Here is a 23,117-nt window from a genome sequence, read left to right as displayed (position 1 = left end):
AGCCTCGCCATGCCCTCGCGTGTGTCCCTCCCACGCGCCCTCAAGACGGCGAAGATCAAGATCACGACGAAGTGCAACCGGTCCTGCGACTTCTGCATCTTCGCCGACGGCGCCCAGGGCGAGAACATGTCCCTGGAGCTCTTCTCCACCATCCTCGCCCGGCTGGAGACCATCCCCTTCCAGCAGCTGCACATCAACGGCGGTGAGCCCACCGTTCACCGGGACTTCCCAGCGCTCAGCGAAGCGGCACGCACCCGCCTGCCGGACAAGGTCATGGTCCTGGGCACGAACGCCATCACCCTGGCCCGTAACAAGCGGATCATGGAGGCCGCGCTCCGCTCGTACAACCAGATCCTCATCGGCTGCGACGACGAGCACGAGAACTACGCCGAGGTACACGCCGTCGTCCCCCGCCTTCGCGCAGCCGGGAAGACCGTGGTCGTCAACAGCGTCCTGGAAGGCATCAGTTCCTCCAAGCTCGTGGCGCTTGCACAGCTGTGCGACAGGTACGGCGCGATCCACGTCACCAACCACGTGCACCACGTCGACGTCGGCCAGTCGGCGAACGATCTGCGCGGCATCTGCGACCGCTACCTCGACCAGCACCTGATGATTGAGATGGACGGGTCCTGCTATCGCTGCTTCAACGCCATGGCCAAGGACGACAGCGAATTCAGCATCTGGGACGAGGACTTCGCGGCCAAGGTGTTCGCGCCCCGAGGCCACCACTTCCGGTTCTGCTCGCGCTGCCACGAGTACACCGACTCCGGCGCCGCTCTCGTCCCCGCCCCCGCCCTCACCATCTGAGTCCCAGACCGGAGGTACACGACCATGCCCGCAGTCCTCGGACTGAACTTCCACCACGACACCGCCGCCGCCTTAGTCGTCGACGGCCGTCTCTACGCGGCCGAAGAGGAGCGCTGGAGCGGCGTCAAGCACAACCACCCCACCCGCAAGGGCACACTCACCGCCCCCACCCGCGCGCTCCAGTGGTGCCTGGCGGCAGCTGGCATCGAACCGCAGGACGTGGACGCCGTGTGGGCGGCCTCCATGCGCCCCAACCCCGCCGCCGGTTGGTGGCTGGCCGAGGAGCGGGACGAACTCGCCGCCCTCCTGCCCGCCCCGCTCGGCGAACAGCTCCGCATCCTCTCCCACCACACGGCCCATGTTCTCTCCGGCTACCTGCTCTCCGGACACGACCACGCAGCCGGGCTGGTCATCGACGCCGGCGGCTCCTCCCTCGGCTCCGACTTCGGGCCAGGCCGCGAGCGCATCACGGGCTACGACCTGCGGCCCGATCACATCGACCGCCTCCACCAGGGCATGCCGACCGTGGTCCCCGGCCCCGCCGGGCCACGGCGCATCCACTCCTCCCTCGGGCACTTCTACCGAAACCTCGCCCGGCGGGTGATCCCGCCCGGGGACGAGCCCGAAGGCAGCATGATGGCGCTCGCGGCCTTCGGTGATCCCCAGCGTTACGGAGCGCAGGTCCGCGAACTCGTCCGGCTCGGCGACGATGGCGAGATCCGCATCGACCACCCTTGGGGCTCGGCGGACAGCGGCACACCGCTGCTGCTCGGCGGCCGGGCCTGGACCGCGGACAATGTCGCGGAGCAGCCCGAACGCGAACGGGCCGACCTGGCGGCCGCCGTCCAGGAGGTCTTCACCGAATCGGTCGTCCACATCGCCCGCCACCTGCAACGGCTCACCGGAACCTCCGCGTTGGTGTTTTCGGGCGGATGTGCCCTGAACTCCCACCTCAACGGCCGGCTGGCCGCCGACAGCGGCTTCGACACCCTCTTCGTGGCACCGGCGCCGCACGACGCTGGCACTGCCGTCGGTGCCGCGCTGTATGGCTGGCACTACCAGCTTGGGCAGGATCGCCTTCCGGCGCAGACCGACGCGGCCTGGGGCCCCTACCCGGGCACCTTGCCGGCGGGGGCGATGCCGTCCGGCTACCGCGCCCTGACCGGCCTCGGGGCGAGTCTGGCGCCCACAGTGGCCGCGCTGCTCGCAGAGCACCACATCGTCGGCTGGGTACAAGGGCAGCTCGAATTCGGGCCACGGGCCCTCGGGCACCGCTCAATCCTCGCCCACCCCGGCCACGCCTCCACGCGCGACCGCCTCAACGCGATCAAGAGGCGAGCCGAATACCGCCCCTTCGCCCCGGCGGTCCTCACCGAGCACGCCACGGACTGGTTCATGTCGGCAGGCGACCCCTTCATGAACCGCGTCGCCCGTGTCCGGAGATGCCGAGCCGACCGCATCGCCGCAGTCACCCACCATGACGGCACCGCCCGCGCCCAGACCGTCGCCGCCGACCACCAGGGGCTCCGCGAACTCCTGGAGCACTTCCACCAGCACACCGGCCTGCCGCTCCTGCTGAACACCTCCTTCAATAGGAAGGGCACCCCCATCCTGCGCACCGCCGAGCAAGCCGTCCCCGCCGCGGTCGACCTTGGGCTCGACGCGCTCGCCGTCGGCGACACGCTGTTGCTCGCCGACCACGTCCTCAATCCCCGTGCGCAGACCCAGCCGTCGGTACGAGAAGGGTGACGGTGATGGTCGCCATCGATCTGGCCCACGTCCTGTCCACGCTCGGGACCGCCGCGTGGTCCGGCGAGGATCGTTCTCGCGCCCGCGTGGCCGTCGGCCTGGCCCTTACGATCTACGCCGGACACACCCGGGACCAGGGCACCCCCTACATCCAGCACCCGCTCGCCGTCGTCACGATCCTGCGCTCCGAGCTCGGCGTCACACAGCCCGAGACGCTCCTTCTCGGACTCCTGCACGACGCCCTGGAGGTCGATCCGGGCTCGGAGGCTCTCGTCACCCACCAGTTGGGCGGAGCCTTCGCCGCGCGCCTGCGCGCGATGACGCCTGACCACCGGGTCGAACGCCGTCTGAAGGCGCCCAGCGACGAGACTCGCTGGCGCATGAAGACGGCCGCACTTCCCGCGGAGGAGCTCCTCGTGCGTCTCGCCGACCGCATCCACAACCTGCGCGACCTGGCCGCCTCTCCGAACCATGAGCGTCGGCAGAATTTCGTACGGAACCTGACCGAGTTCCACCTCCCGCTCGCCGAGGCCGCTCGTCCCCTCAGCCCGGAGCTGGGAGCCGCGCACGCTCTGCTCCACGCCGAGTACGTCCGACACCAACAGGAGGTACGTTCGTGAAACGGGTCGTCTACTCGATGGAACCGGTCGGCCGGACCGGCGGCCGTGTCTACCTGAGGATGCTCCACGACGCCACGGCCGACGACGTGGAATGGCGCACGGTCCCGGACCACAAGCGCACCTACCGTGTCCGCCGCTGGCGCAAGCTCCGCCACCTCGCCCGCCTGGCCCCGACCATACGGGCCATGGACAGCGCAACCGGCTCCTTCGTCTGGGACGACCTGAGCTTGCTGCTCTTCACACCCGCGATGAGGGCCCGCACGGTGTTCCTCCTGCACCACTATGAGCCGTTGCAGCACGACTCCGCTCCCGTCGAGGCCGTGCTCTGGGAGCGGCTGTTCCAGGTCCTGCCGCAGTGCGCCGCCGTGGTGTGCGTCGCCCCGTACTGGGCCGACTTCCTCCGCGCCCGAGGCGTGCGCAACGTACAGGTCATCTACAACGCCTTCGACATGGCCGAGGTTGAGCGGGCACGTGGCTACGACCGAGCCGAGTGCCGTGCGGAGTTCGGACTGCCCTCGGGCGTGATCGGCGTCTACGCGGGCAAGGCCGTGCATTGGAAGGGCACCGAGGAGGTCGCGGCAGCCCTGGCGGACGCTTCCGGGCTGCGGGTGATCACCAGCGGCAGCAACACCATCGGCTTCGACGGCGCCCACTACGACGTGGAGCGCGAGCGGTACCTGCGGCTGCTGTGCGCCTGCGACGTCGGCGTCTTCCTCCCCCGGATGCGGGAGGGCTGGAGCCGCTGCGCGGCCGAGGCCCTGCTGCTCGGCCTGCCCTGCCTGATCCGTCCGGTGGCCGGGCTCGGCGACCTCGCCGCGCTGACCGGCCAGCCGGCCCCCGACCTCGGCCGCCTGCGAGCGCAGGTCCTGGAACGCGCGGCAATGCCCCAGGCCGAGGCCAAGACCGCGTACGAGACCCTGGCCCGGTTTGACCTGAACTACTTCGGCAGCGCCTGGAGCGACCTCCTCACGAAGGTCGCCTGACCGGCGGCTACGCCTGTGCGGCCAGCTTCTTGGCTGCGGCGTCCAGACGGGCCAACACGCGGTCCCGGCCGAGCAGCTCCATGGACTCGAACAACGGGAGTCCGATCGTTCGGCCGGTGACCGCGACTCGGACGGGTGCCTGGGCCTTGCCCAACTTCAACCCGTGCTTCTCACCGACGGTAAGCAGGACGGCCTTCAGATCGTCCGCCTTCCAGTCCGTGACGGTGGCCAGTTCGGCACGGGCGTCACGCAGGACGTCGTTGGCACCCGCCTTCATCGCCTTGTTCCACGACGCCTCGTCTTCGACCGGCTCGTCGAGGAACAGGAAGTCCACGTAGCTGGTGATCTCGGACAGCAGCGCAAGCCGCGTCTGGGCCAACGGCGCCACCGTCTCGAAGACGGCCCGGTCGAACGCCTCCGGCTGCCACGGCGCGTACGGGGAGACGAGCCACGGCGCGCACGCCGCGGCGAACTGTTCCGGCGCCAAGGCGCGGATGTAGTCGCCATTGAACGCCGTCAGCTTCTTCACGTCGAAGAACGCCGGGGCGGTGTTGACGTTCTCGATCCGGAAAATCTGCTCCAGCTCCTCGTACGGCATGATCTCCCGGTCGCCGCCCGGGCCCCAGCCGAGCAGCATGAGGTAGTTCACCATCGCCTCGGGCAGGAACCCCTCGCCGAGGTAGTCCTCCAGCGCCACCTTGTCGCGGCGCTTGGACAGCTTCTGCCGCTTCTCGTTCACGATCACCGGCAGGTGCGCCCAAACCGGCGGTTTGGCGCCGAGCGCCTCCCACAGCAGCTGCTGCTTCGGCGTGTTCGACAGGTGCTCCTCGCCCCGGATGACCTGCGTGATGCCCTCATCCAAATCGTCGACCACGTTCGCGATCAGGAAGACCGGAGACCCGTCACCGCGGGCGATCACGAAGTCCTCGATCGCACTGTTCGGGAACGCCGGCTCCCCGCGGACCAGGTCGACCACGACGGTCTCGCCCTCGTCCGGCGTCCGGAACCGCAGCGCACGGCCTTCCTCGAAGGCCAGACCCCGGTCCCGGCAGAACCCGTCGTACCCGAGGTGCTCCGACCCCGTGCGCTCCTTCAGCTGCTCCCGGGCGCAGTCGCAGTAGTACGCCCGGCCGGCCGCGAAGAGCTGCTGAGCGGCCTCGCTGTGCCGGTCGGCGTTGTGCGACTGGAAGTACGGCCCCTCGAACGCGGAGTCCTCGCCGTGGATGCCGATCGCGGCCAGAGCGCTGATGATGCCGTCGATCCACTCCGGCTTGTTCCGGGCCGCGTCGGTGTCCTCGATCCGCAGGACGAACGTGCCGCCGGACTGTCGTGCCACCGCCCAGTTGTAGAGAGCGGAACGTGCACCACCGACATGGAACATGCCGGTCGGGGACGGGGCGAAACGAACGCGAACCGGGGCAGTAGACATGCGCTCCAGGGTACCGACGCCGGGCACCTCTCTGGACAACTCTGCCTATCCCTGCACCGACGTTTTCCAGCCGCCCTCGCCTACCAAGTGTCGCTCTCCGTAGCTGGTCGTGGGTTGCACCCTCACTAGCACCCCGGACGACGCCCACGGATTGATCTGCACCCAGCCCAGCAACCCCGGCCGCTCGCTCCGCTTGGACACCGCGTTGGTCACCAGACTGACCAGCAGCGTCGTCACCCCCCTCTGGCCGCCACCGCGGCGACCGCCACGCCTCGTCTCATCTGTACGTCGCCCTCGCACCCAGTTCCCGAGCCCAGCCGCCCCAAGCACATTGCGCGCATCGCGCGCGGTCAAGGGGGTCGTTTCGGTCAGACCCGGTGGCTGCAAAGCCCTCGCGACCTGATCTCGGCAGAGGCGTTGACTTCTCGCACCGCCGGACAGTCACGCACCCAGCTGGGTACCCTGCATGCACCACGGACACCCCAGCGAGGCACGATGCAGGAGTCTTGGAACAGCGACCGTCGCCGCACTGCAATCGGCCGAGTTGCCCTCTCAGCCCCCGCCCGCCAAGCGCTGGCAGATCGCCAACTGACGCCTGATCGCACCATCCTTGACTACGGATGCGGCCGCGGTGGAGACGTCAAATCTCTGCAGCAGCTCGATTGCCGCGTCACCGGCTGGGACCCGTACTACAGCTCCGATTCGCCTCTCTTACCCTCCGACGTGGTCCTGCTCACCTACGTACTCAACGTCATCGAGGACGTCGCCGAGCGCCGCCAGACGCTGAAGCAAGCCTGGGAACTAGCCACCACGGTCCTCATCGTGTCCGCACGCCTCACCTGGGAGCGGTCCAAGGTCCACGGCCAAAAGTTCGGCGACGGGCTTCTCACCAACCGCCAGACCTTTCAACACCTCTTCGGGACCAGTGAACTCCGGAACTACGTCGAGGAGGTCACAGGCGCCCGCTGCGTCTCCGCCGCCCCCGGAATCGTCTACGCCTTCAAGGACGACACAGCACGCCTGAGCTGCCTTGCCCATCGCATCGTCCCGGATGCCGAGTGGCTGGCCTCGGAGGACACCACCTCGGCCATCGCCTCTCTGGTCGACTACGTCGAGCGGCGTGGTCGCCTGCCTCACATCGAAGAGATGCCCCGCCCCGTTGCGGAGCTGCTGGCTCACCTCAAGCCAGGCGAGCTCAGGCGCCTCACCCGGGATTCGGCCGACGCTGACAAGGTCACCGAGGGCGGCAAGCGCACCACGCTGAACACGCTGCTGTTCCTAGCGGTCGAGCTCTTCAACGGGCGTGGCCCCTTCAGTAGCCTCCCGCGCAGCGTCCAGCTGGACGTCCGGGCGTGCTTCTCCTCGTACAGGGAAGCTTGCCAGCGCGCCGACCGACTACTCCTGAAGCTTCGGGAGGACGACTACGTCCGCGGCGCGATGCATGCCTCTGCGGCCGGGAAGCTCACGCAGACCGCGCTCTACGTACATCGCCGCGCCATCGACCGTCTTCCGACCGTCCTGCGCCTGTACGAGCATTGCGCGTCGATCGCCGCCGGTCGTCCTCAGGATTGGACGATCGCGAAGCTCAAGCACCAAGGTCGCGCGGTGAGCTGGCTCGACTACCCAGAGTTCGACACCGATCCTCATCCGCGAATCGCGTCGTCCTACCTCGTAAACCTCCAGACGCTGGAGACTGCACACATGTCCTACGCCAACTCCAGCAATCGCCCCCTACTGCACAGGAAGCACGAGTTGCTAGCGCCGGATGATCCAGACGCCCTGAAGTACCGGCGTCTCACCGACTCCGAAATCAGGGCTGGCTTGTACAAGCACCCGCACCTGATCGGCACCGAGAACGGCTGGGAGGCAGAGCTAGCCCGCTGCGGGCGGGAACTGCGTGGCCACCGCCTGGTACGCCGCATGGCCGGCTGACCCGGCCGCCTCGCCGTGGGCTCCCTCTCAAGACACAGTTGGTTGCATCCGTGCCACCGTCTCCGCCAGCCCCTCCGGGTCGAAGTCCGCGACCTGATTGGGGAACCACGAGAAGCGCAGTCCATTGGTGGCGGTCTCCGTCGGCAGACCCATCGCGGTCAGTACGTGACTCGGCGTATACGAGGCGCTGGTGCACGCCGAGCCGGTGGCGACCGCGACCTGTTCCTTCAGTCGCACGATCAACGCCTCTGCGTTCAGCCCATCGAAGGTCACGTTCAGGATGTGCGGCACGGAGTGCTCCGGGTCACCGTTGATCTGGAATCGCGTCTTGCCGAGAGCGGCCAAGATGCGCTCGCGCATCGCGCGAGCCTCCCGCTCCCAGTTCCCCCGCGCCTCCTGGAAAATCTTGGCCGCCTCGTAGAGCCCCATGATCAGCGGCACAGCCAATGTGCCAGGCCGAAGCTTCCGCTCCTGCCCACCACCGAACATGATTGGCTCCAGCGGAGCCTTATCCCAGCCGCGCCGACGGGTAACCAGCGCGCCCACCCCCTTCGGCGCTCCGATCTTGTGCCCGCTGATGCTGATCAGGTCGATGGGCGCCTTGAGGTCCTCGGGGAGCTTGCCGTACCCCTGCGCAGCGTCCACATGGAAGTAGGTCGGCGTCTCTCGGAGCTTCTCCGCAAGCTCGGCGACGGGCTGGATCACGCCGGTCTCATTGTTCACATGCATCAGGGAGACCAGGAGGGTGTCCGGGCGCAGCTTCTCGAGCACGGCCTCTGTGGTGATCCGCCCTGACGGCCCCGGCTCGAGGAAGTCCACCTCAAAGCCCTTGCTCTGCAGGTGCACAAGAGGCTCGATGACCGCCTTGTGCTCGATGGCAGAGGCGATGATGTGCCGCCGCTGGTGCTTCGCGCCGTATGGCTCCATACCGAGGAGGGCGATGTTGTTGGACTCGGTCGCTCCGCTGGTGAAGACGATCTCTTCCGTCTTGGCTCCGACGGTTCCCGCCAGGAATGTCCGCGCTTCTTGAACCGCCTTCTTGGCACGGGTCCCGTACTCGTGAGTACGGCTACCGGCATTCCCGAAGTCTTCGGTCATCCAGTGGAGGACCACGTCAGCGACCCGGGGGTCGACCTGCGTCGTCGCAGCCACATCCAGATACGTCACCACTACAGCCACCCACTCCTAGGACGTTTCCCTACCATCGTGTACGTCAATCAGTTAACGTACACGCCTAAGGTGTTAACGCACAGCAGGACATCTCACGTACGTCAACACCGGACACTCCGTCAGCCACCCCCACGGGTGGCAATACATAGAGACGAGCACGCGCGTGCGTCGCCGATCACGTACAACCACCTCCCCACCGTGACCCGCGAGCACTAGAGGACACCTGGTACGTCAACCAAGAGACAGCAGTCCGCATCAGTACGTTAAAGTTGCCGAAGTGGAGAACGAAGCTGTGGCACCTGCGACCCGAGTCGTCGCCCCACGTACATCCACGGGGTTTGAGTACACCTTCCCCGCGATCCGCGGGATCCAGGCAGGTCGAGAGTTCTATGTCTCGATGTGCCCTTTGCGCCTGATCCCCAAGATCTTCATCTTCGATGAGGATGAGCTCCCCGCTGAGCTACGAGCTCAGCGGGTCCTCAACAAGGGGCGTCTCCCCGCCCTGTCCAAGTACATCTTGGACAACCCGGGCGACTACGTCTTCAGCGCTCTCACTGCCTCCGTCGACGGCAACATGGACTTTGAGAGCCACAGCGCCGATGGCACCGGCTTCCGCGCCGGTCAGCTCCGCATTCCCATGGACTCCCGGTTCCTGATCAACGACGGGCAGCACCGTCGCGCCGCCATCGAACTCGCGCTCAAAGAGAACTCCGACCTCGGCGAGGAGACGATCGCTGTCGTCTTCTTCCATGACGATGGTCTGGCCCGGTCGCAACAGATGTTTGCTGACCTCAATCGGCACGCGGTCCGCCCAGCGCGCTCCATTGGCGTCCTCTACGACCACCGTGACCTCTCGTCTCAGGTCGTCCGTGTCATGGCTGGGCGGTCAAGCGTCTTCAAGGGCTACGTCGAGATGGAGAAGAGCAACCTCTCGGCCCGCTCCCGGATGATGTTCACCCTGAGTGCCCTCTATTACGGCACCCAAGCCCTCCTCCAGGGGCTGGACCTCAAGCCCGAGGCTGCAACAGATCTCGCCCAGTCATATTGGGAAGCGATCGATGAAACTGTCCCGGAGTGGGCCATGGTCCGCAGCCGGGATCTCTCCGCCAAGGAGATACGCCGCGACTTCATCCATAGTCACGGCATCGCTCTCCATGCCCTCGGGCGCATCGGAAACTCCCTGTTCCGGGAGTCCACTGCACCTTCCAAGTGGAAGAAGCAACTCGCGCCCCTCAAGAACGTGGACTGGACCCGGTTGAACACCGACTGGGAGGGACGCGCCATCGTTGGCGGCCGCGTATCCAAGAGCCACCAGAACGTGACCCTGACCGTGACCTACCTGCGTAACCACCTCGGCCTCGAGCTCAGCCCTGAGGAACAGCGAGTGGAAGACGCTTACCTGCGAGGCGAAGCATGACCACACCTCTGCCTCTCGGCATCCCCTCTGTCCGGCGGCTGGCGTTCGACGGCCGCTCGCTCGACGAGGTCGAATCCGAGCTGACTGATGAGATCCGCGAGCTGTACACCGCAGACGAGGTTCCCTGGGTCATCGGTTACAGCGGTGGCAAGGACTCCACTGCCGTCCTCCAGCTGGTCTGGACGGCACTCAAGCAGCTGCCGGCCGAAAAGCTCACCAAAACAGTTCACGTCATCAGCACGGACACCCTGGTCGAGAACCCTGTGGTCGCTGCCTGGGTCACCACGTCCCTGGAGACGATGGAGAAGGCCGCCACCGCTCAAGGGCTGCCCATCAAGCCCCATCGCCTGACCCCTGAGGTAAAGGACACCTTCTGGGTCAATCTCATCGGACGCGGTTACCCTGCCCCCCGCCCGAAGTTCCGGTGGTGCACCGAGCGCCTGAAGATCAAGCCTTCGAACTCATTCATCCGTAACGTCGTGGCTGCGCACGGCGAGGCCATGATGGTCCTCGGTATCCGTAAGACCGAGAGCCAGGCACGTGCTCGTGCAATGGAGAAGCACGAGAGGCGGCGGGTGCGTGATCGCCTCTCTCCCAACGCGAATCTCCCCAACTCGCTCGTCTACAGCCCAGTCGAAGACTGGACCAACGACGACGTGTGGGAATTCCTGATGCAGAGGCCCAACCCCTGGGGCTACAACAACCACGACCTGCTCAGCATGTACCAGGGCGCCTCCGAGGACGGCGAGTGCCCGCTCGTCGTCGACTCGACTACACCGTCCTGCGGTTCCAGCCGTTTCGGCTGCTGGACATGCACTCTGGTCGAGCAGGACAAGTCCATGACTGCGATGATCCGGAACGACGATGAGAAGGAGTGGATGACTCCCCTCCTGGAGCTGCGAGAAAAGCTCGACGCTCCCTTCGGATACGTGACTGACAAGCAGGATCCTGACTACCAGCCAGGGAAAAAGATTCCTCACCCCCGGCCCGACAAGCCCGCTCGTGACTTCCGCCGTATGAACGGCCAAGTGAACATCTTTGAGCGCCGCAGCGACGGCGCGGACACCATCGTCCACGGCCCCTACCTTCAGAAATACCGGCAAGACTGGCTCACTGAGCTTCTGACTGCGCAGACCTGGATCCGAGCCAACGCACCCGAGCACGTCAGCAACATCGAGCTGATCACGCTCGATGAGCTTCACGAGATCCGGCGCATCTGGGTCTTCGACAAGCACGAGGTCGAGGACTCCGTGCCGAAGATCTACAAGGAGACCACCGGCGAAGACTTCCCCGGCGGTCCACTCGATGAGCAACTCGTCATGGGTGCCGATGAGATGGAGCTCCTCAAGGAGGTTTGCGACGGCGATGATCTGCACTACGACATGGTCCGCGAGCTACTCTCGGTAGAGCGCAAATACCGCACCATGACGAGGCGTGCCGGCCTCTTTCAGGCGCTCGAGAGCGCCGTGCAGAAGGGCTTCTACGAGGACCGCGACGACGCATACGCCTTCGCCCAGCGCAAGAAGAAGTGGCGCGAGGACGTAGCAACCAATCCGACTCTCGACGAAGAGACCCACATCGATGCTCCTGCGTAAGATCACTCTCGAAGAGTTCGGTGCCTATCGGGGCAAGCAGTCGCTTGACCTCACCGTGAAGAAGGACAGGCCGATCATCCTGATCGGCGGCCTCAACGGTTGCGGCAAGACGACTCTGCTCGACGCCATCCAGCTGGCTCTGTACGGCCCTCGCGCGAGGTGCAGCGGTCGGGGCAGCAAAGCGTACGAGACCTTCCTTCGGGAGAGCATCAACCGCCAGCATGACCCCACTCGCGGCTCCTCGGTCACGTTGGAGTTCACCATCACGGTTGGCGGCAAGGAGCACTACTACAAGGTCATCCGCAGCTGGCACACCAGCGGAAAGTCCCTGAAGGAGTTCCTTAACGTCTTCGTGGACGAAAATTACAACGTCTTCGTGGACGAGGATTACGACAGCAAGGCCAAGGGCCGCCGAGCGGAGCCCGACGCCAAGTACAGCCGGCTCCTCAGCGAAGGCTGGGCAGATCACATTGAGGACCTCCTCCCCCTTGAGGTCGCCTCGCTGTCCTTCTTCGACGGCGAGAAGATCGAGTCACTCGCGGACCCGGAGCGTGCCGCCTCGGTCATCGAATCAGCTGTTCACTCCTTGCTCGGCATAAGCACCGTCCAGCAGCTCCGTACCGATCTCCTTGCACTGCAACGTCGCCAGAAGCTGTCCGACGAGGAACAGCACCTGATGGACAGCATCCATGCACAGGAAAAGGAGCGGAACTCCGTACAGGAGGCGCTGGAGACGGCCTCTCAAGATTTGGCCCAGCGCAGGACCGAACTGAGAAAGGCCACGCGCACGCTCGAGTCCCTGGAGAGGGAGTTCGAGAAGGAGGGAGGCGGCCTCTTTGAGCGTCGTGTGGAACTTGAGCAGGAGAAAAAGCGAGCTGCCGAGCGTCTCGCTGACCTCCGTTCCGCACTGATCCAGATTGCCGCCGGACCACTACCTCTACTGATGGTGGGTTCGCAGCTGAAGGACGTACGCAAGCAAGCCAAGCTCGAGCAATCGGCCGCAGGAGCCGGCCAAGTCCTCGATGTTCTGGTGCAGCGCGACCAGTGGCTGCTCGACCTGCTGCCCGAGGGCTCCAAGAGTGAAGTCATAAAAAAACTCGAGGAAGACCGGGCCAAGCGCTCGGAGTCGACCACCCTGAAGGTGGACCTCGGCCTCCCCCACGATGTTCTGTCTCAACTCTCCGTCCTGGACGAAGTCCTCATCCGCGACGGGAACGACGCCACCGAGCTTTTGTCGTCCGCTGCTGACGCCGCTGAGGAAGTAGACCAGCTTGACCGTCAGTTGGCGGGCGTCCCAGAACAGAGCAAGGTCGAAGCCATCCAGGTGGCGCGCGAGGAGCAGCTCAAGGAGTTCGCACGCATCCAGGCTGGGATCGCCCATGCCCAGGAGCAGGTCACAGAGCTGAAGCGACGCCGTGAGTACGTCACCGCGGCCCTTGAGCGGGCCCACAACAACTTCGTAAAGACCAAGGTCAAGGCCGAAGAAGTCGAACGTGTCATCCGATACTCGGAGAAGGCCCGCGGCACGTTGGAGCGTTTCGGCGAAGTGCTGCTCCAGCGGCACATTAGCCGCCTCGAGGTAGCCGTACTGCAGAGCTTCAAGGAACTCATGCGGAAGCAGGGCCTTGTCCAGGGTCTGCGCATCGACACCGACAGGTTCTTGCTCTCCCTGTCCGACTCCGATGGCGAACCGATCGACCCAGGCCGCCTCAGCGCTGGCGAGCGGCAGATCCTCGCGGTCTCCCTTCTCTGGGGGCTGATGAAAGTCGCAGGTAACCGGCTGCCCAGCGTCATCGACACCCCTCTCGGTCGCCTTGACAGCCGCCACCGCGAGCACCTCGTCGACCGCTACTTCCCGCATGCCAGCGACCAGGTTCTACTGCTCTCCACTGACGAGGAGATCGACGAGTACCTGCTGGGCCGTCTCAAGAAGTCTGTGGCCCACACTTACACCCTGGTTCATGACGACTCGAACTTCACCACCAGTGTCGTCGAGGGCTACTGGTGGAATGCAGGAGCACAGAATGTCGCTTGAGAACATCCGCCTCGCCACGCCGAGCAAGGACCGCTTGGTGCGTCTGAAGCGCACTACAGGCATCACCCAGTGGAACGTCTTGTGCCGCTGGGCTCTGGCCCTCTCCCTGACTGACGCCTCCACTCCCCTGGTCAAGGACGTCGTCACCGACTCCAACGTCGAGATGTCCTGGAAGACCTTCGCCGGCCAGTACGGCGATCTCTACCTGGCTCTCCTCAAGCAGCGCTGCGTCACCGATGGCCTGGAGCCGACCGATGAGAACGTCTCCAAGACGCTCACGATCCATCTGGCGCGGGGGATCGGGTACCTCGGTGCGCATAAGGAGATGACTACCATCGAAGGGCTGGTCGGAGCCGTCGCTGCACCATAGCGACAACTTCCGCTCCCAAGGGGCCAGTCACTCGCTTCGAAGGGCTGGCCCACTCGATCGTCGCCACCTCAATCCGGGGGGGTGACGATCCTTCAGGGATTGATAGATCATTTAACCTGCCGCGTCCTAGACTGTCCCGCATGGCATCGGGTCACAGCGGCACCTCCCTCCAGCTCAACCTCCTCGGCATCGGCGAGATCCTGCGCAATAACCGGCTAGTCGTCCCCCAGTTCCAGCGCTCGTACTGCTGGAAGGTGGACCAGGAGGTCCAGGACTACTGGACCGATTTGAGCCGTGCGATCGAAACTGGGATGGACGAGGATTATTTCCTCGGCACCATCGTCCTCACGCAGGACGGCCCCGACGATCGCAAGAAGATCATCGACGGGCAGCAGCGGCTCGTCACTTCTTCTCTATTGATCGCAGCCATCCGGGAGACCCTGGACGGACTCGGGCACACGCAAGCGCATCGGATCGAGGCCGACTTCCTGGCCAGCCAGGCATGGGATGCCGAAGACACGGAGCCACACCTCAAGCTCAACGAGGATGACCATCCTCCGTACCACGGGATTGCCACAAGGACTGGCCTGCCGCTCGCAGCGCCAAAGCGTAACGATTCGGACATCCTCAAGGCGTACCACTACTTCTGTAAGCAGCTCTCGAAGCTTGCCGGCCGTCATGGCCAGTCGGCCACGAACGAGCTCAAAAAGTGGGTCAAGTACATCCAGCACCGGGCGCAGCTCGCTGTAGTCGAGACTCCCTCCGAGGCCGATGCCTACGTCATCTTCGAGACGCTCAATAACCGAGGCGCCGATCTGACCACTGCCGACCTCCTGAAGAACCATCTCTTTGGCGCCGCCAAGTTGCACCTGGACTCGGTACGCAACAACTGGCACAAAAGCATCGGAGCCTTGTCCCTGTCCACCGCTGACGACAAGTTCACCAAATTTCTGCGTCACTACTGGAGTTCAAAGGTCGGCAAGGTCACCGAGCGGGACCTATACGCACAGATGCGGAAGCAGGTAGCTCAGAGTCAGGACGCCCTGACCTTCTCCCAGAAACTTCTGACGGGTGCCCGGATCTACGCTGCACTGTCCGATCCTAACCACGAGATCTGGCAAGAGAAGTGTCCGGGGCGCAAGCCTGCCCTCAGCACGCTGGTCCTGTTCAATCTCGTCCCCAACAAGATTCTTCTGCTTGCTGCCGTCGAGCACCTCCCGCCCGGCCAGATCGAGAAGCTACTCAAGGCTCTGATCAGCTGGTCCGTGCGCGGAATGGTCATGGGAACGATCAACCGAGGGCGCTACGAAGACATCTACTCGCAGATTGCGGTGGAAATCCGCAAGGGCACCATCACGGACATCTCTCAGATCCGCTCTCGCGTGAACGATCTCATCGCCTCCGATATCGACTTCAAGGCGCAGTTTGCCCTCGCCACCCTGGGACGCACTGAGGCAAGCAAGATTGCTCGGTACTACCTGGGCGCCCTGGAGAGAACCCAAAAAAACGAGGCGCAGCCCGAGTTCATCCCCAACGACAATCCCACCGAGGTTAATCTCGAGCATGTCTATCCGCAGAACGCGGCAATCGGGGGCTGGTCGCAGTTCATCACGGTGAGCGGAAATCAGGACGAAGCGGACGGCTGGATCTACCGCATCGGCAACATGGTGTTGCTACAGGCCAGCGTTAACTCAAACCTCGGGAACAAGCCCTTCAAGAACAAGGCTGAGGTATTCAAGGAATCCCAGTTCGCTCTGACCCACGAGGTCGGCGTGTGCCCCGAGTGGACTCCGGAGACTATCCAGTCCCGGCAAGAGCGGCTAGCGGCCCTGGCAGTCCAAACCTGGCCTCGCTGACGCGGCCGAACACGTACTTCCTATCAACCCTCCGGGGCGGCAACTCTGTTACTGCAGCAGGCGCCGCCCCAGATACTTCCATCCTCTACCAATCCAGATCGGCACTCGCCAGAATCTCGCCGACGTCGTCCTTCTTCTTCTTCTCCTCCTCAGAAGGGTTCCGGAGAGCCTCGAGGACCAGGTTCGAGATGATGACGTCGAGGTCCTGGTTCGACTGACGACCAATCAGCGTCTGCAGGTGCGAGAGGCCACCGTTTGCGTACTCCTCGAAGATGAGGACGCGCTCGGCCTGGCGCTCATCACCAAGAATTTTCGGGTCATCCTCGTGCTCGATTGCTGCCAGCATGTCGAGAAGGACATCACCGTAGAGACGTCCTTCCATGACCGAAAGGCGAATCGGTTCGTCAAACTGCTCAAAGGGCTTGCGCTCTCCCTTGCGGTGACCGAGAACCGCGGCAAACATCATCGCCTCGACCATTGTCAGAAACGGGCCAGTCTTCTTGTCAGTGAGCTTGGCCAGTAGCTGCTCGTAGGAGTGCGGGCGGCGAAAGCGGTCCGTAACAGCCATCAGACAGTCACCTTCTCCAGAACGGTGTGCTCGAAATCGCCGTAGGAAACGTACGGAACGGCACGGTTATTGATCTCGATAGTCTCTTCGTCAGCCTCACGATTCGGCGTGTAAGAGCGTAGAACATACATGCGGTTGGCCGCCTGCTGCAGATTCTTCATGACGTTGCCGCGGGCCTGCGACTGCGAGAGCAGAGTAATGATCTGCGACGTCAGCACTGGCAGCGCCTTGGAAATCTCTTCCTGGTAGGTGAGATCAAGGCTGCCGAAGGGTGCGTCCATCACGACCGGATAGACGCCGCTGCCACTGCTTTCAAGCTCTGCTTCGCCCGCGCGCTTCTTCCGAGCGTTAATATTCCTGGCTACTTCGGAGACGGCCCCTACGAAGCTGAGCCCGAGGATCTGGTTCTCGCCGGTGGAACGGATAGCCACACCGCTCGGCGTGCGTAGGTCCAACTCAAAAGAGTCATTCAGTTCAGGTACGTAACTCTTGATGAAGATCCGGGAGAAAACTTCCTTTACCTTCTTGTCGAGCTGATCACGAACCTCCTCCGTCTTGATCGCGAGAATCTCGATCAGAGCCTTGCGAACCGAGTCGACCAAGCTGACCTGAGTCTGGATCCTGCGGGACTCCTCATTCTTCGCCTCCGCAGACTTGTACTGGCGGGCAACGCCCTCCAGCTCCTGCTTGATCGAGGAAGTCCGATTCTCGGCTTCCCTGTGCGCGACGCGGGCTTCGGTCTCCTTGTCGGTGTACTCCTTGCGGCGCTCGACAAGACGCTGCACGTCCTGAACGTTCACACCGTCCAGCTGACGGTCAACCTCTGAACGTTCCGCTTCCAGCTGGCTGACGGCGTCGTCCGCCTTCTGGATGTCGGATGCGTTCAAGGTGAGCTGGTTCAGAAGCTCCTGGCGCTTGTCGTTCATGCTGCGCACCTCGCCACTGACGTGCATCCAGCGATGCTGGACGTCCTCGAGCCCAGCGTTGTACTTCCGCTTTTCTAGCTCCTCGTACTCGGGTGTTCCCTTCTCGACGGAGCGGCCGCACATGCACAGACGTTCTTCGAGGATGTCCTCGATGAAGCTGCGCTGGATGCCGGCAGGGAGCTGCCGACGCTCACGCATCCGATCGGAGAGTTCGATCACCTTGTCATCGAGGCCGGTGGTGAGGGCCAGAAACCCGTGCTTGGACAGCAGCTCACGCTTGCGTCCCTTATGATCCGCAAGCCGTTCCCGCTCCTGGTTGATGCGACGAGTCAGCCTTTCACGCTCTTTTTGCAACGGCTCAGCCTGCTCGTTCTGATGCAGGGCACGGCCAACGGCCTGGATCTCTTTCTGGAAGGTGCTGATATCCGCAGAGCGACGGAGCATCTCTTCCACTTCAGCCTTCTGGCGTGCTTCCAGGTCCTCCATACGGTCCGTGAGCTGCTTCAGCCGGCTGTCGCCCTTGGAGTCAATCGCTCGGGCGAGAGTGCGGGAAGCCTTGGGAAGGTCGTCGATGGCACGCTCAATGGCCTCCAGGTTAAGGAGGGTCTTGATGGCCTCCTTAACTTCCTTGTTGTTGTCCTCGCCGGAGAACATCTTCTCCATGCGCTCACCGTTGAAGAAGAAGAACTGGCGCAGACCCTTCGGGAGAATCTTCTCGATCCGGTCCTGACCGTTCGCGACAGATCTGGCTTCCCCGTCCTGCTTGATCTCGGTGACGATCAAGGCAGGCTTGACCTTCTGCTGTTCTTCTGCCTGCTTGTTGACGGTGACGTCCCGAGTCGCGGAGAACCGGATACCTTCGTGCTCGAAGTCGAGCCGGACCGAGGCCGTGACGGACTCCCCGAAGGGGGTATCCGCCCACTTCTTGTCGTGGATCACGCGGTGCTGCTGCTCGACGTCCTCCGAGAAGGTGCCGTACAGCACCCACGCGAACGCGTTGAGCAGAGTGGTCTTGCCCGCACCGTTGTTGCCGAAGATGAGGACGGCCGGCTTGTCGTCCTCGACGGAGAGGTCAAGGATCTGCTCGCCGTAGAAGGCGCGGAAGTTCTTCAGAGTCAGCTTGAGCAGCTTCACTTGGTCAGCTCCCTCACTGCGTCCACGATGCTCGGGACCACCTTCGTCGATTCCCGGATGTGAATGTTCTCGTTCTCCAGGTCGATGACCTTCTGCACGAGGGTCCTGGCAGCCGGCGACAGCTCGCTCAGCACATCACGCACCGTCCGTGCGGCGGGCTGCTCGACTGTTTCGTCGCTCACGGGTTACTCCTGATTCAAAGTGAAGGATGGGGCTGGCTGGGGGGAATCTTGCTGTGGGGTCTCAGGTGTCGAAGAGGCCATAGCGCTCGCGTACAGGACGCAGCACGTCGAGCGTGACCGCTTCGTTTTCGGCGAGGTAGGCGAACTCTTCTACTCGCGCAAGTTCACGGCGCAGCAGGCTCCGCTCGGTCTCGTACTGGATCGCGTCGCCTCCCGCAGGCGGCACGACGACGAAATCGACGATGTCCGCACGCTCCTTTCCAGGAGCCTTCCGCAGCACGCGGCCACGGCGCTGGATGAACTGCCGAGGGTTGGACGAACTGGCCATGAGGTACGCCGTGCGCGAGGCGGGTACGTCCACGCCCTCGTCCAGGCATCGCATGGACGAGATGACCTGCAGCTCGTTGCCCTCAAAACGGCGCAAGATGTCCTGCCTCGCAGCCCGCTTTGTCTCGGAGGTATAGCGTGCAGCGGTCATGCAGAGGTCGTTGCCGACCATGTCCATCACCTGGTCGATCTGGCGCCGTCCGTCAGTACCGTGCTCGTGCAAGATCGGGTGCTTGCCCTCCGCGCAGTAGATCAGCTGGTGGCTGGTTTCCCTCCGCTTCTCGATCTCCGTGCGCAGGATCTCCAGCTTGCCTCGGGCATGGCCGATGATGTCCGCACGCTTCTTCAGGAGCCGGCCGAGCGGGCTGTCCCTGTCAGCGGTCTCTCTCAAGTCTGTGCCTGCCGCGATCAGTCGAGCGATCTTGGCGCTGGTCTCGGCGTAGAGCTCTGCCTCTTCGTCATCTAGTTCAACGAGGACAGGCGTGTAGGTATAGCGGCACAGGGCACCGCGTCGGATTGCCTCGCCGATGCCCATCTCGAAGGCGATCTCGCCGAAGTAGTCGGTGAGGGCATCTGTGCCCTCTTCGTCGAACCAGCGCTCGGGGGTCGCTGAGAGGCCGAGTCGGTACTGGGCCTTCTCCGGAAGCTGGGTGCGGAGGTGCCGGGCACCGAGGTTGTGGGCCTCGTCCGCGATGAGGAGGAGCTGCCCTCCGTAAGCATCGAGCAAGCTCTGGAACGAGTCGCCGCCGAAGGTCGCGTTGGTGGTCACGATGACGCCGCCGCCCATGCCGCCGAGGGCAAGGTTCTGCAGCAGAACGTGGGCGCGGGGCGACCACTTACTCGCCAATTCGTATGCGCGAAGCGGCGTTACGCCGAACCACTCGATGTCCTTTGCCCACTGATCAACCAGGTGCTGGTACGGCGCAACGACGATGGTGAGCAGAGGAGCATCGTCGTCGTTCTTACGCAAGAACGAACCGAGCTGGGCAGCGGCAGAGAGCGCGGTTAGGGTCTTCCCAGTGCCGGTGGCCATGCGCAGGATGCCTCTGCACTGGTTGCGGAACCAGTTATGCACGGCCTCCTTCTGATAGTCGCGTACTGCCAGACTCTGCGGGATCGCGAGCGTTCCGGGTAGCGGCTGGGGAGATGTGGCGACGGGTGCACCGCCCGTCGGGAGTTCGTCCAGGTCGTACCGGCCTGCAGTCGCCAGTGCACTGCGCTCGACGACTACCTTGGCAGCGTCGGTAAACGGGAGAACGCGCAGCATCGAAGTGCGGTCGTGCCACAGATCTTCGAAGTCCTTGCTTATCCGCGCGGCACGGTCGGTGTCACGCGGATCCCAACTGCGGTAGACCTCGATCGCCTCGAAGTTGCCAACAAGCCCAGAGCGGGTCTCGTTGGCACTCCCCTTGAAGGCGACCATGTCGTGCCCGTCCCGGAAGACACCGATCTTCTCGTGGTACATGCCGACGCGGCCACGCACTTCGACATACGCGAGCTTGAAGTCGACCCGTCCCTCGGCGACGAGACGCCCGAGTTTCCCGAGTCCGCGCGCAGCACGCTGATCTTCTACAACCAGCTCAAGGTCGCGCAGGGCAGCTCGCTGCAGGACTTCGCGCAGCTCGTAACCGTCTTCAATATCCTTGATATCCGCTGGCTCGAGGTAGGGGGACGCAATGATCCGCATGGTGCCACCGCGCTCAGCGAACTCATCGATGCCCTGTCCAAGGGTGGCGATCACGGACGCAGCGAAGTAGCCAACGGCCCGGTCATAGTTGGTAGAGGCTGCCAGGGCAGGCAGGTAGAAGTCCTCGACCAAGTGGCTCCGGTCGCTGCGGTAGTCCGACTCCACCCCGCAGCTACGCAGAAGAGGTCCGTCTGCCATCAGATCAGTCCCATCCTGCCCATGAGGTCGTCCACGTCGGGAGCCTTCCCGTCCGGCTGTCCGGATTCCTCCGAGTGAGAAGTCCAGGAGGCCGGAATGGCTGCCTCCGATTCGGCGGAGTCCTCCCCAAGCCGACGGACTCTGCCTCCACGCGCGGTGAAGGGCGCCGAGGACATGGCCTGTCTCAGACTCGACTCCTTGATCTCGAAGTCCCGGCAGAGGACACGCACGACCTCGTCGGCAGCAACGGCACCGCCGTGCGCATCGACGACGTCCGAGATCAATTCCTTGATCGCCTTATAGACCGGCATTCCCCACACGGCCAACGCCCACTGGTTCTTCTGGCTCCGGCTGAAACGCGGATCTCCCTCGATCTGCTGCCTCAGGTAGTGGGAGCCAAGCGTGATCCCCGTTCGCTCCTTCAGCTCTTCAATGCTCAGTGGCTGGTCGGCCTCACGAAGCGCAGACTCGATCTTGTCCAGACGCTCGTACTCACGCTGCGAACCACCGCACGCCCTGGCTCCGTCAACGGCGGCCTGCGAACTGTCAGCACCTCCCTTGGTCGAGGGAACAGCACTAGGAACGTCTCCATCGATGGCAAAGAGGAAAGGTTCTGCGCCGCCGTCGGATGAAGAAGTCGCGCCGAAGGCGCTCTGCAGGTACCAGGCGCCTTGGTGTGTGATGGCGAACCTGTCGTCTCCAAAGAGCGCCTTTATCACCTGCTTCTGGGATACCGCCTTCCCAAGAGCACTCTCAATGAGCGAGCTCCTCAAGCCCTCTGGCTTGTCCTCAAGCAGCCTCGCAATGCGGTCTGCGGGAGAGGCATAGGCCCCGACTTCGCTATGAATCGACACTTCTGTCGGAGTGTCCGAGTCTGCTCTTTCGTTCGGGTCCGAGGCATGAGGGTCAGACAGCCCAGCACCGTCACTCTCTGTCGTCGACTTGGTGGCCCCGCTCTCGCCGCAATCCGCACGCCCGGCACTCTCCGCCTCCATCGTCCCCGACGCGGCATGGATGCCACCCCCATCAGGGGTGATCCATATTCCACCACCTACAAACATCGCGTCCCGAAGCAGGCAAGCGACATCTCGTAGCTCGCCATCAAGCTCACCTGCCGACCGAATGATCTCACCGAGAGTGACGTGCGCAATGGGATTTTCGTTTACTTGGAGGAGCTCGGTGAGTCGACGGATGAGCCGCTGGAGATCGACGTGAACTTCAAGAGCGGAGGCAGACGGCTCTTCGCAAGCAGGTGCGGGCAGCGCGATCTGGTCGCCATCACGCTCAAGACCGCAGTAGTCGAGCCAAGCATGAAGGCATTCAAGGTCCTCGGGCACCGGGACTTCATGCGTGTAGAGGAGGCGGAGTGCCGTCGACAGGCTGATGACCTCATCAGTGCCAAGATCGAGTGCTCGCACGGTGGAATCCACGCATTCGCACAGGTCGGCACCGTAGATCCACTGGCCGGTCGAATCCGCAGTGGCGTTCTTCCAGCGCATGCCGGTGAACAGATTCATGACGGTAAGCCCGTCCCCGACGCTCTCGCCGAACCAGGGGTGACGGCGCAAGAGCCAGCTGATGGCACAGGGCTTCCTAAGATCGAGTTCTACCTGGGCTATCTCGCCGCCAAAGATCGAAATGTCCTCGAAATGACGATTGAAGCTGTACGCGATCGTGCTGCCGCCCTGGCTTATGGCCTGCCGCGCGAGGGCGTGTCTTTGGGCCAGCTGCTCCAGCGAAACCGGAGCGTCGTCGCAGCAATACTGCAGGACGATGTCCCGACTGAGGCTGCTGAGCTCCTCATACCAACTCTGGAATGCGTTCATGGCCCTCAAGGGTCGAGGTGGGTGCGGTGACCTCCTCGCTGGAGGCAGCCGCACGCGGCGGAAGGTCGCTCCTGCCGCTTGCTGGAAACGTCACTTTGTCCGACACGCTTCTGGGTAGGGATCCCCCCTCTGCCGTTGAAGCGACATCGCTGCCGCTTCAACGGTACAGGGGACGAAATAGGACCGTCCTCAGTTCCTCGATCTTCGATGGCCGCGATCTGTCGCTCGATCACCTTCACCTTCAGGTATGGCGAGCCGGCCCTCGTCGCCCCTCAGGGTGGCCACGACCGGACGTGAGGAGCGCAA

Annotated in this window: 17 protein-coding genes; 10 read left to right on the top strand and 7 right to left on the bottom strand. The window is 63.8% G+C overall.

The genetic code is table 11. The features are described from left to right. Positions 1-9: 9 nt before the first annotated feature. From ACFVV1_RS32780 to ACFVV1_RS32765, 4 genes are read left to right on the top strand one after another with little or no spacing between them, the layout of a single operon-like run. Positions 10-807 carry a radical SAM protein gene (locus tag ACFVV1_RS32780; RefSeq protein WP_389996849.1) on the top strand — a complete coding sequence of 266 codons (798 nt, stop codon included), beginning with the start codon at positions 10-12 and terminating at the stop codon, positions 805-807. A gap of 24 nt (positions 808-831) precedes the next feature. After that, positions 832-2,556 carry a carbamoyltransferase gene (locus ACFVV1_RS32775; protein WP_389996846.1) on the top strand — a complete coding sequence of 575 codons (1,725 nt, stop codon included), beginning with the start codon at positions 832-834 and terminating at the stop codon, positions 2,554-2,556. A gap of 5 nt (positions 2,557-2,561) precedes the next feature. Next, positions 2,562-3,176: an HD domain-containing protein gene (locus tag ACFVV1_RS32770; protein ID WP_389996844.1), complete on the top strand. Its 615-nt coding sequence runs from the start codon at positions 2,562-2,564 to the stop codon at positions 3,174-3,176. Then, positions 3,173-4,159, top strand: a complete 987-nt coding sequence (locus tag ACFVV1_RS32765; protein ID WP_389996841.1) for a glycosyltransferase — start codon at positions 3,173-3,175, stop codon at positions 4,157-4,159. Before ACFVV1_RS32770 ends, ACFVV1_RS32765 begins: the two co-directional genes overlap by 4 nt. Positions 4,160-4,166: 7 nt before the next feature. Here the strand turns inward: ACFVV1_RS32765 and gltX are convergent, their stop codons facing one another. After that, positions 4,167-5,540 carry a glutamate--tRNA ligase gene (gltX, locus tag ACFVV1_RS32760; protein WP_389996919.1) on the bottom strand — a complete coding sequence of 458 codons (1,374 nt, stop codon included), beginning with the start codon at positions 5,538-5,540 and terminating at the stop codon, positions 4,167-4,169. Positions 5,541-6,083: 543 nt separating this feature from the next. Here gltX and ACFVV1_RS32755 point away from each other — a divergent pair. Then, on the top strand, positions 6,084-7,520 hold the full coding sequence (locus tag ACFVV1_RS32755) for a DNA phosphorothioation-associated putative methyltransferase (protein ID WP_389996838.1): 1,437 nt from the start codon (positions 6,084-6,086) through the stop codon (positions 7,518-7,520). Between the two features lie 27 nt (positions 7,521-7,547). Here ACFVV1_RS32755 and dndA read toward each other — a convergent pair whose 3' ends face one another. Beyond that, positions 7,548-8,699 carry a cysteine desulfurase DndA gene (gene dndA / locus ACFVV1_RS32750; protein WP_389996835.1) on the bottom strand — a complete coding sequence of 384 codons (1,152 nt, stop codon included), beginning with the start codon at positions 8,697-8,699 and terminating at the stop codon, positions 7,548-7,550. Positions 8,700-8,967: 268 nt separating this feature from the next. Between dndA and dndB the strand changes: the two genes are divergently transcribed. The 5 genes from dndB to ACFVV1_RS32725 all read left to right on the top strand — a co-directional run bounded on the left by dndB (position 8,968) and on the right by ACFVV1_RS32725 (position 15,963). After that, entirely contained in the window at positions 8,968-10,107 is a 1,140-nt protein-coding gene (dndB, locus tag ACFVV1_RS32745; RefSeq protein WP_389996832.1) for a DNA sulfur modification protein DndB, read from the top strand. Next, positions 10,104-11,702 (top strand): DNA phosphorothioation system sulfurtransferase DndC, encoded by a 1,599-nt coding sequence (gene dndC, locus ACFVV1_RS32740; RefSeq protein ID WP_389996829.1) that lies wholly within the window; start codon positions 10,104-10,106, stop codon positions 11,700-11,702. Before dndB ends, dndC begins: the two co-directional genes overlap by 4 nt. After that, complete coding sequence (dndD, locus tag ACFVV1_RS32735) at positions 11,689-13,737, top strand: DNA sulfur modification protein DndD (protein ID WP_389996826.1); 2,049 nt, start codon at positions 11,689-11,691, stop codon at positions 13,735-13,737. The genes dndC and dndD overlap by 14 nt, the downstream gene beginning before the upstream one ends. Continuing rightward, a complete protein-coding gene (gene dndE, locus ACFVV1_RS32730; RefSeq protein ID WP_389996823.1) occupies positions 13,727-14,107 on the top strand; it encodes a DNA sulfur modification protein DndE in 381 nt (126 codons plus the stop codon). The genes dndD and dndE overlap by 11 nt, the downstream gene beginning before the upstream one ends. Before the next feature lie 140 nt (positions 14,108-14,247). After that, positions 14,248-15,963: a DUF262 domain-containing protein gene (locus tag ACFVV1_RS32725; RefSeq protein ID WP_389996820.1), complete on the top strand. Its 1,716-nt coding sequence runs from the start codon at positions 14,248-14,250 to the stop codon at positions 15,961-15,963. A gap of 85 nt (positions 15,964-16,048) precedes the next feature. Here ACFVV1_RS32725 and ACFVV1_RS32720 read toward each other — a convergent pair whose 3' ends face one another. The 5 genes from ACFVV1_RS32720 to ACFVV1_RS32700 form a co-directional block, all read right to left on the bottom strand. Beyond that, positions 16,049-16,531 (bottom strand): DNA phosphorothioation-associated protein 4, encoded by a 483-nt coding sequence (locus tag ACFVV1_RS32720; protein ID WP_389996817.1) that lies wholly within the window; start codon positions 16,529-16,531, stop codon positions 16,049-16,051. Then, positions 16,531-18,591 carry an AAA family ATPase gene (locus tag ACFVV1_RS32715; RefSeq protein WP_389996814.1) on the bottom strand — a complete coding sequence of 687 codons (2,061 nt, stop codon included), beginning with the start codon at positions 18,589-18,591 and terminating at the stop codon, positions 16,531-16,533. The genes ACFVV1_RS32720 and ACFVV1_RS32715 overlap by 1 nt, the downstream gene beginning before the upstream one ends. Then, positions 18,588-18,773 carry a hypothetical protein gene (locus tag ACFVV1_RS32710; RefSeq protein ID WP_389996811.1) on the bottom strand — a complete coding sequence of 62 codons (186 nt, stop codon included), beginning with the start codon at positions 18,771-18,773 and terminating at the stop codon, positions 18,588-18,590. Before ACFVV1_RS32710 ends, ACFVV1_RS32715 begins: the two co-directional genes overlap by 4 nt. A gap of 61 nt (positions 18,774-18,834) precedes the next feature. Continuing rightward, positions 18,835-20,919, bottom strand: coding sequence for a DEAD/DEAH box helicase family protein (locus ACFVV1_RS32705; RefSeq protein WP_389996808.1), 2,085 nt, complete (start codon positions 20,917-20,919; stop codon positions 18,835-18,837). 65 nt (positions 20,920-20,984) lie between these two features. Then, the gene (locus ACFVV1_RS32700) at positions 20,985-22,811 is read right to left on the bottom strand and encodes a hypothetical protein (RefSeq protein WP_389996805.1); all 1,827 of its coding nucleotides are present in this window, start codon (positions 22,809-22,811) and stop codon (positions 20,985-20,987) included. Positions 22,812-23,117 lie beyond the last annotated feature (306 nt).

Origin of the sequence: Streptomyces sp. NPDC058092 (assembly GCF_042884935.1) — a bacterium.
GTDB lineage: Bacteria > Actinomycetota > Actinomycetes > Streptomycetales > Streptomycetaceae > Streptomyces.
Note: the sequence above shows the minus strand (reverse complement) of the source record. Positions and strands in the feature narration are given on the sequence as shown.

Coding starts and splice junctions, on each gene's coding strand:
- ACFVV1_RS32770 (WP_389996844.1), top strand. CDS start 2,562: ATGGTCGCCATCGATCTGGCCCACGTCCTGTCCACGCTCGGGACCGCC.
- dndE (WP_389996823.1), top strand. CDS start 13,727: ATGTCGCTTGAGAACATCCGCCTCGCCACGCCGAGCAAGGACCGCTTG.
- ACFVV1_RS32725 (WP_389996820.1), top strand. CDS start 14,248: ATGGCATCGGGTCACAGCGGCACCTCCCTCCAGCTCAACCTCCTCGGC.
- ACFVV1_RS32720 (WP_389996817.1), bottom strand. CDS start 16,531: ATGGCTGTTACGGACCGCTTTCGCCGCCCGCACTCCTACGAGCAGCTA.
- dndC (WP_389996829.1), top strand. CDS start 10,104: ATGACCACACCTCTGCCTCTCGGCATCCCCTCTGTCCGGCGGCTGGCG.
- ACFVV1_RS32780 (WP_389996849.1), top strand. CDS start 10: ATGCCCTCGCGTGTGTCCCTCCCACGCGCCCTCAAGACGGCGAAGATC.
- dndD (WP_389996826.1), top strand. CDS start 11,689: ATGCTCCTGCGTAAGATCACTCTCGAAGAGTTCGGTGCCTATCGGGGC.
- ACFVV1_RS32775 (WP_389996846.1), top strand. CDS start 832: ATGCCCGCAGTCCTCGGACTGAACTTCCACCACGACACCGCCGCCGCC.
- ACFVV1_RS32700 (WP_389996805.1), bottom strand. CDS start 22,811: ATGAACGCATTCCAGAGTTGGTATGAGGAGCTCAGCAGCCTCAGTCGG.
- ACFVV1_RS32755 (WP_389996838.1), top strand. CDS start 6,084: ATGCAGGAGTCTTGGAACAGCGACCGTCGCCGCACTGCAATCGGCCGA.
- gltX (WP_389996919.1), bottom strand. CDS start 5,540: ATGTTCCATGTCGGTGGTGCACGTTCCGCTCTCTACAACTGGGCGGTG.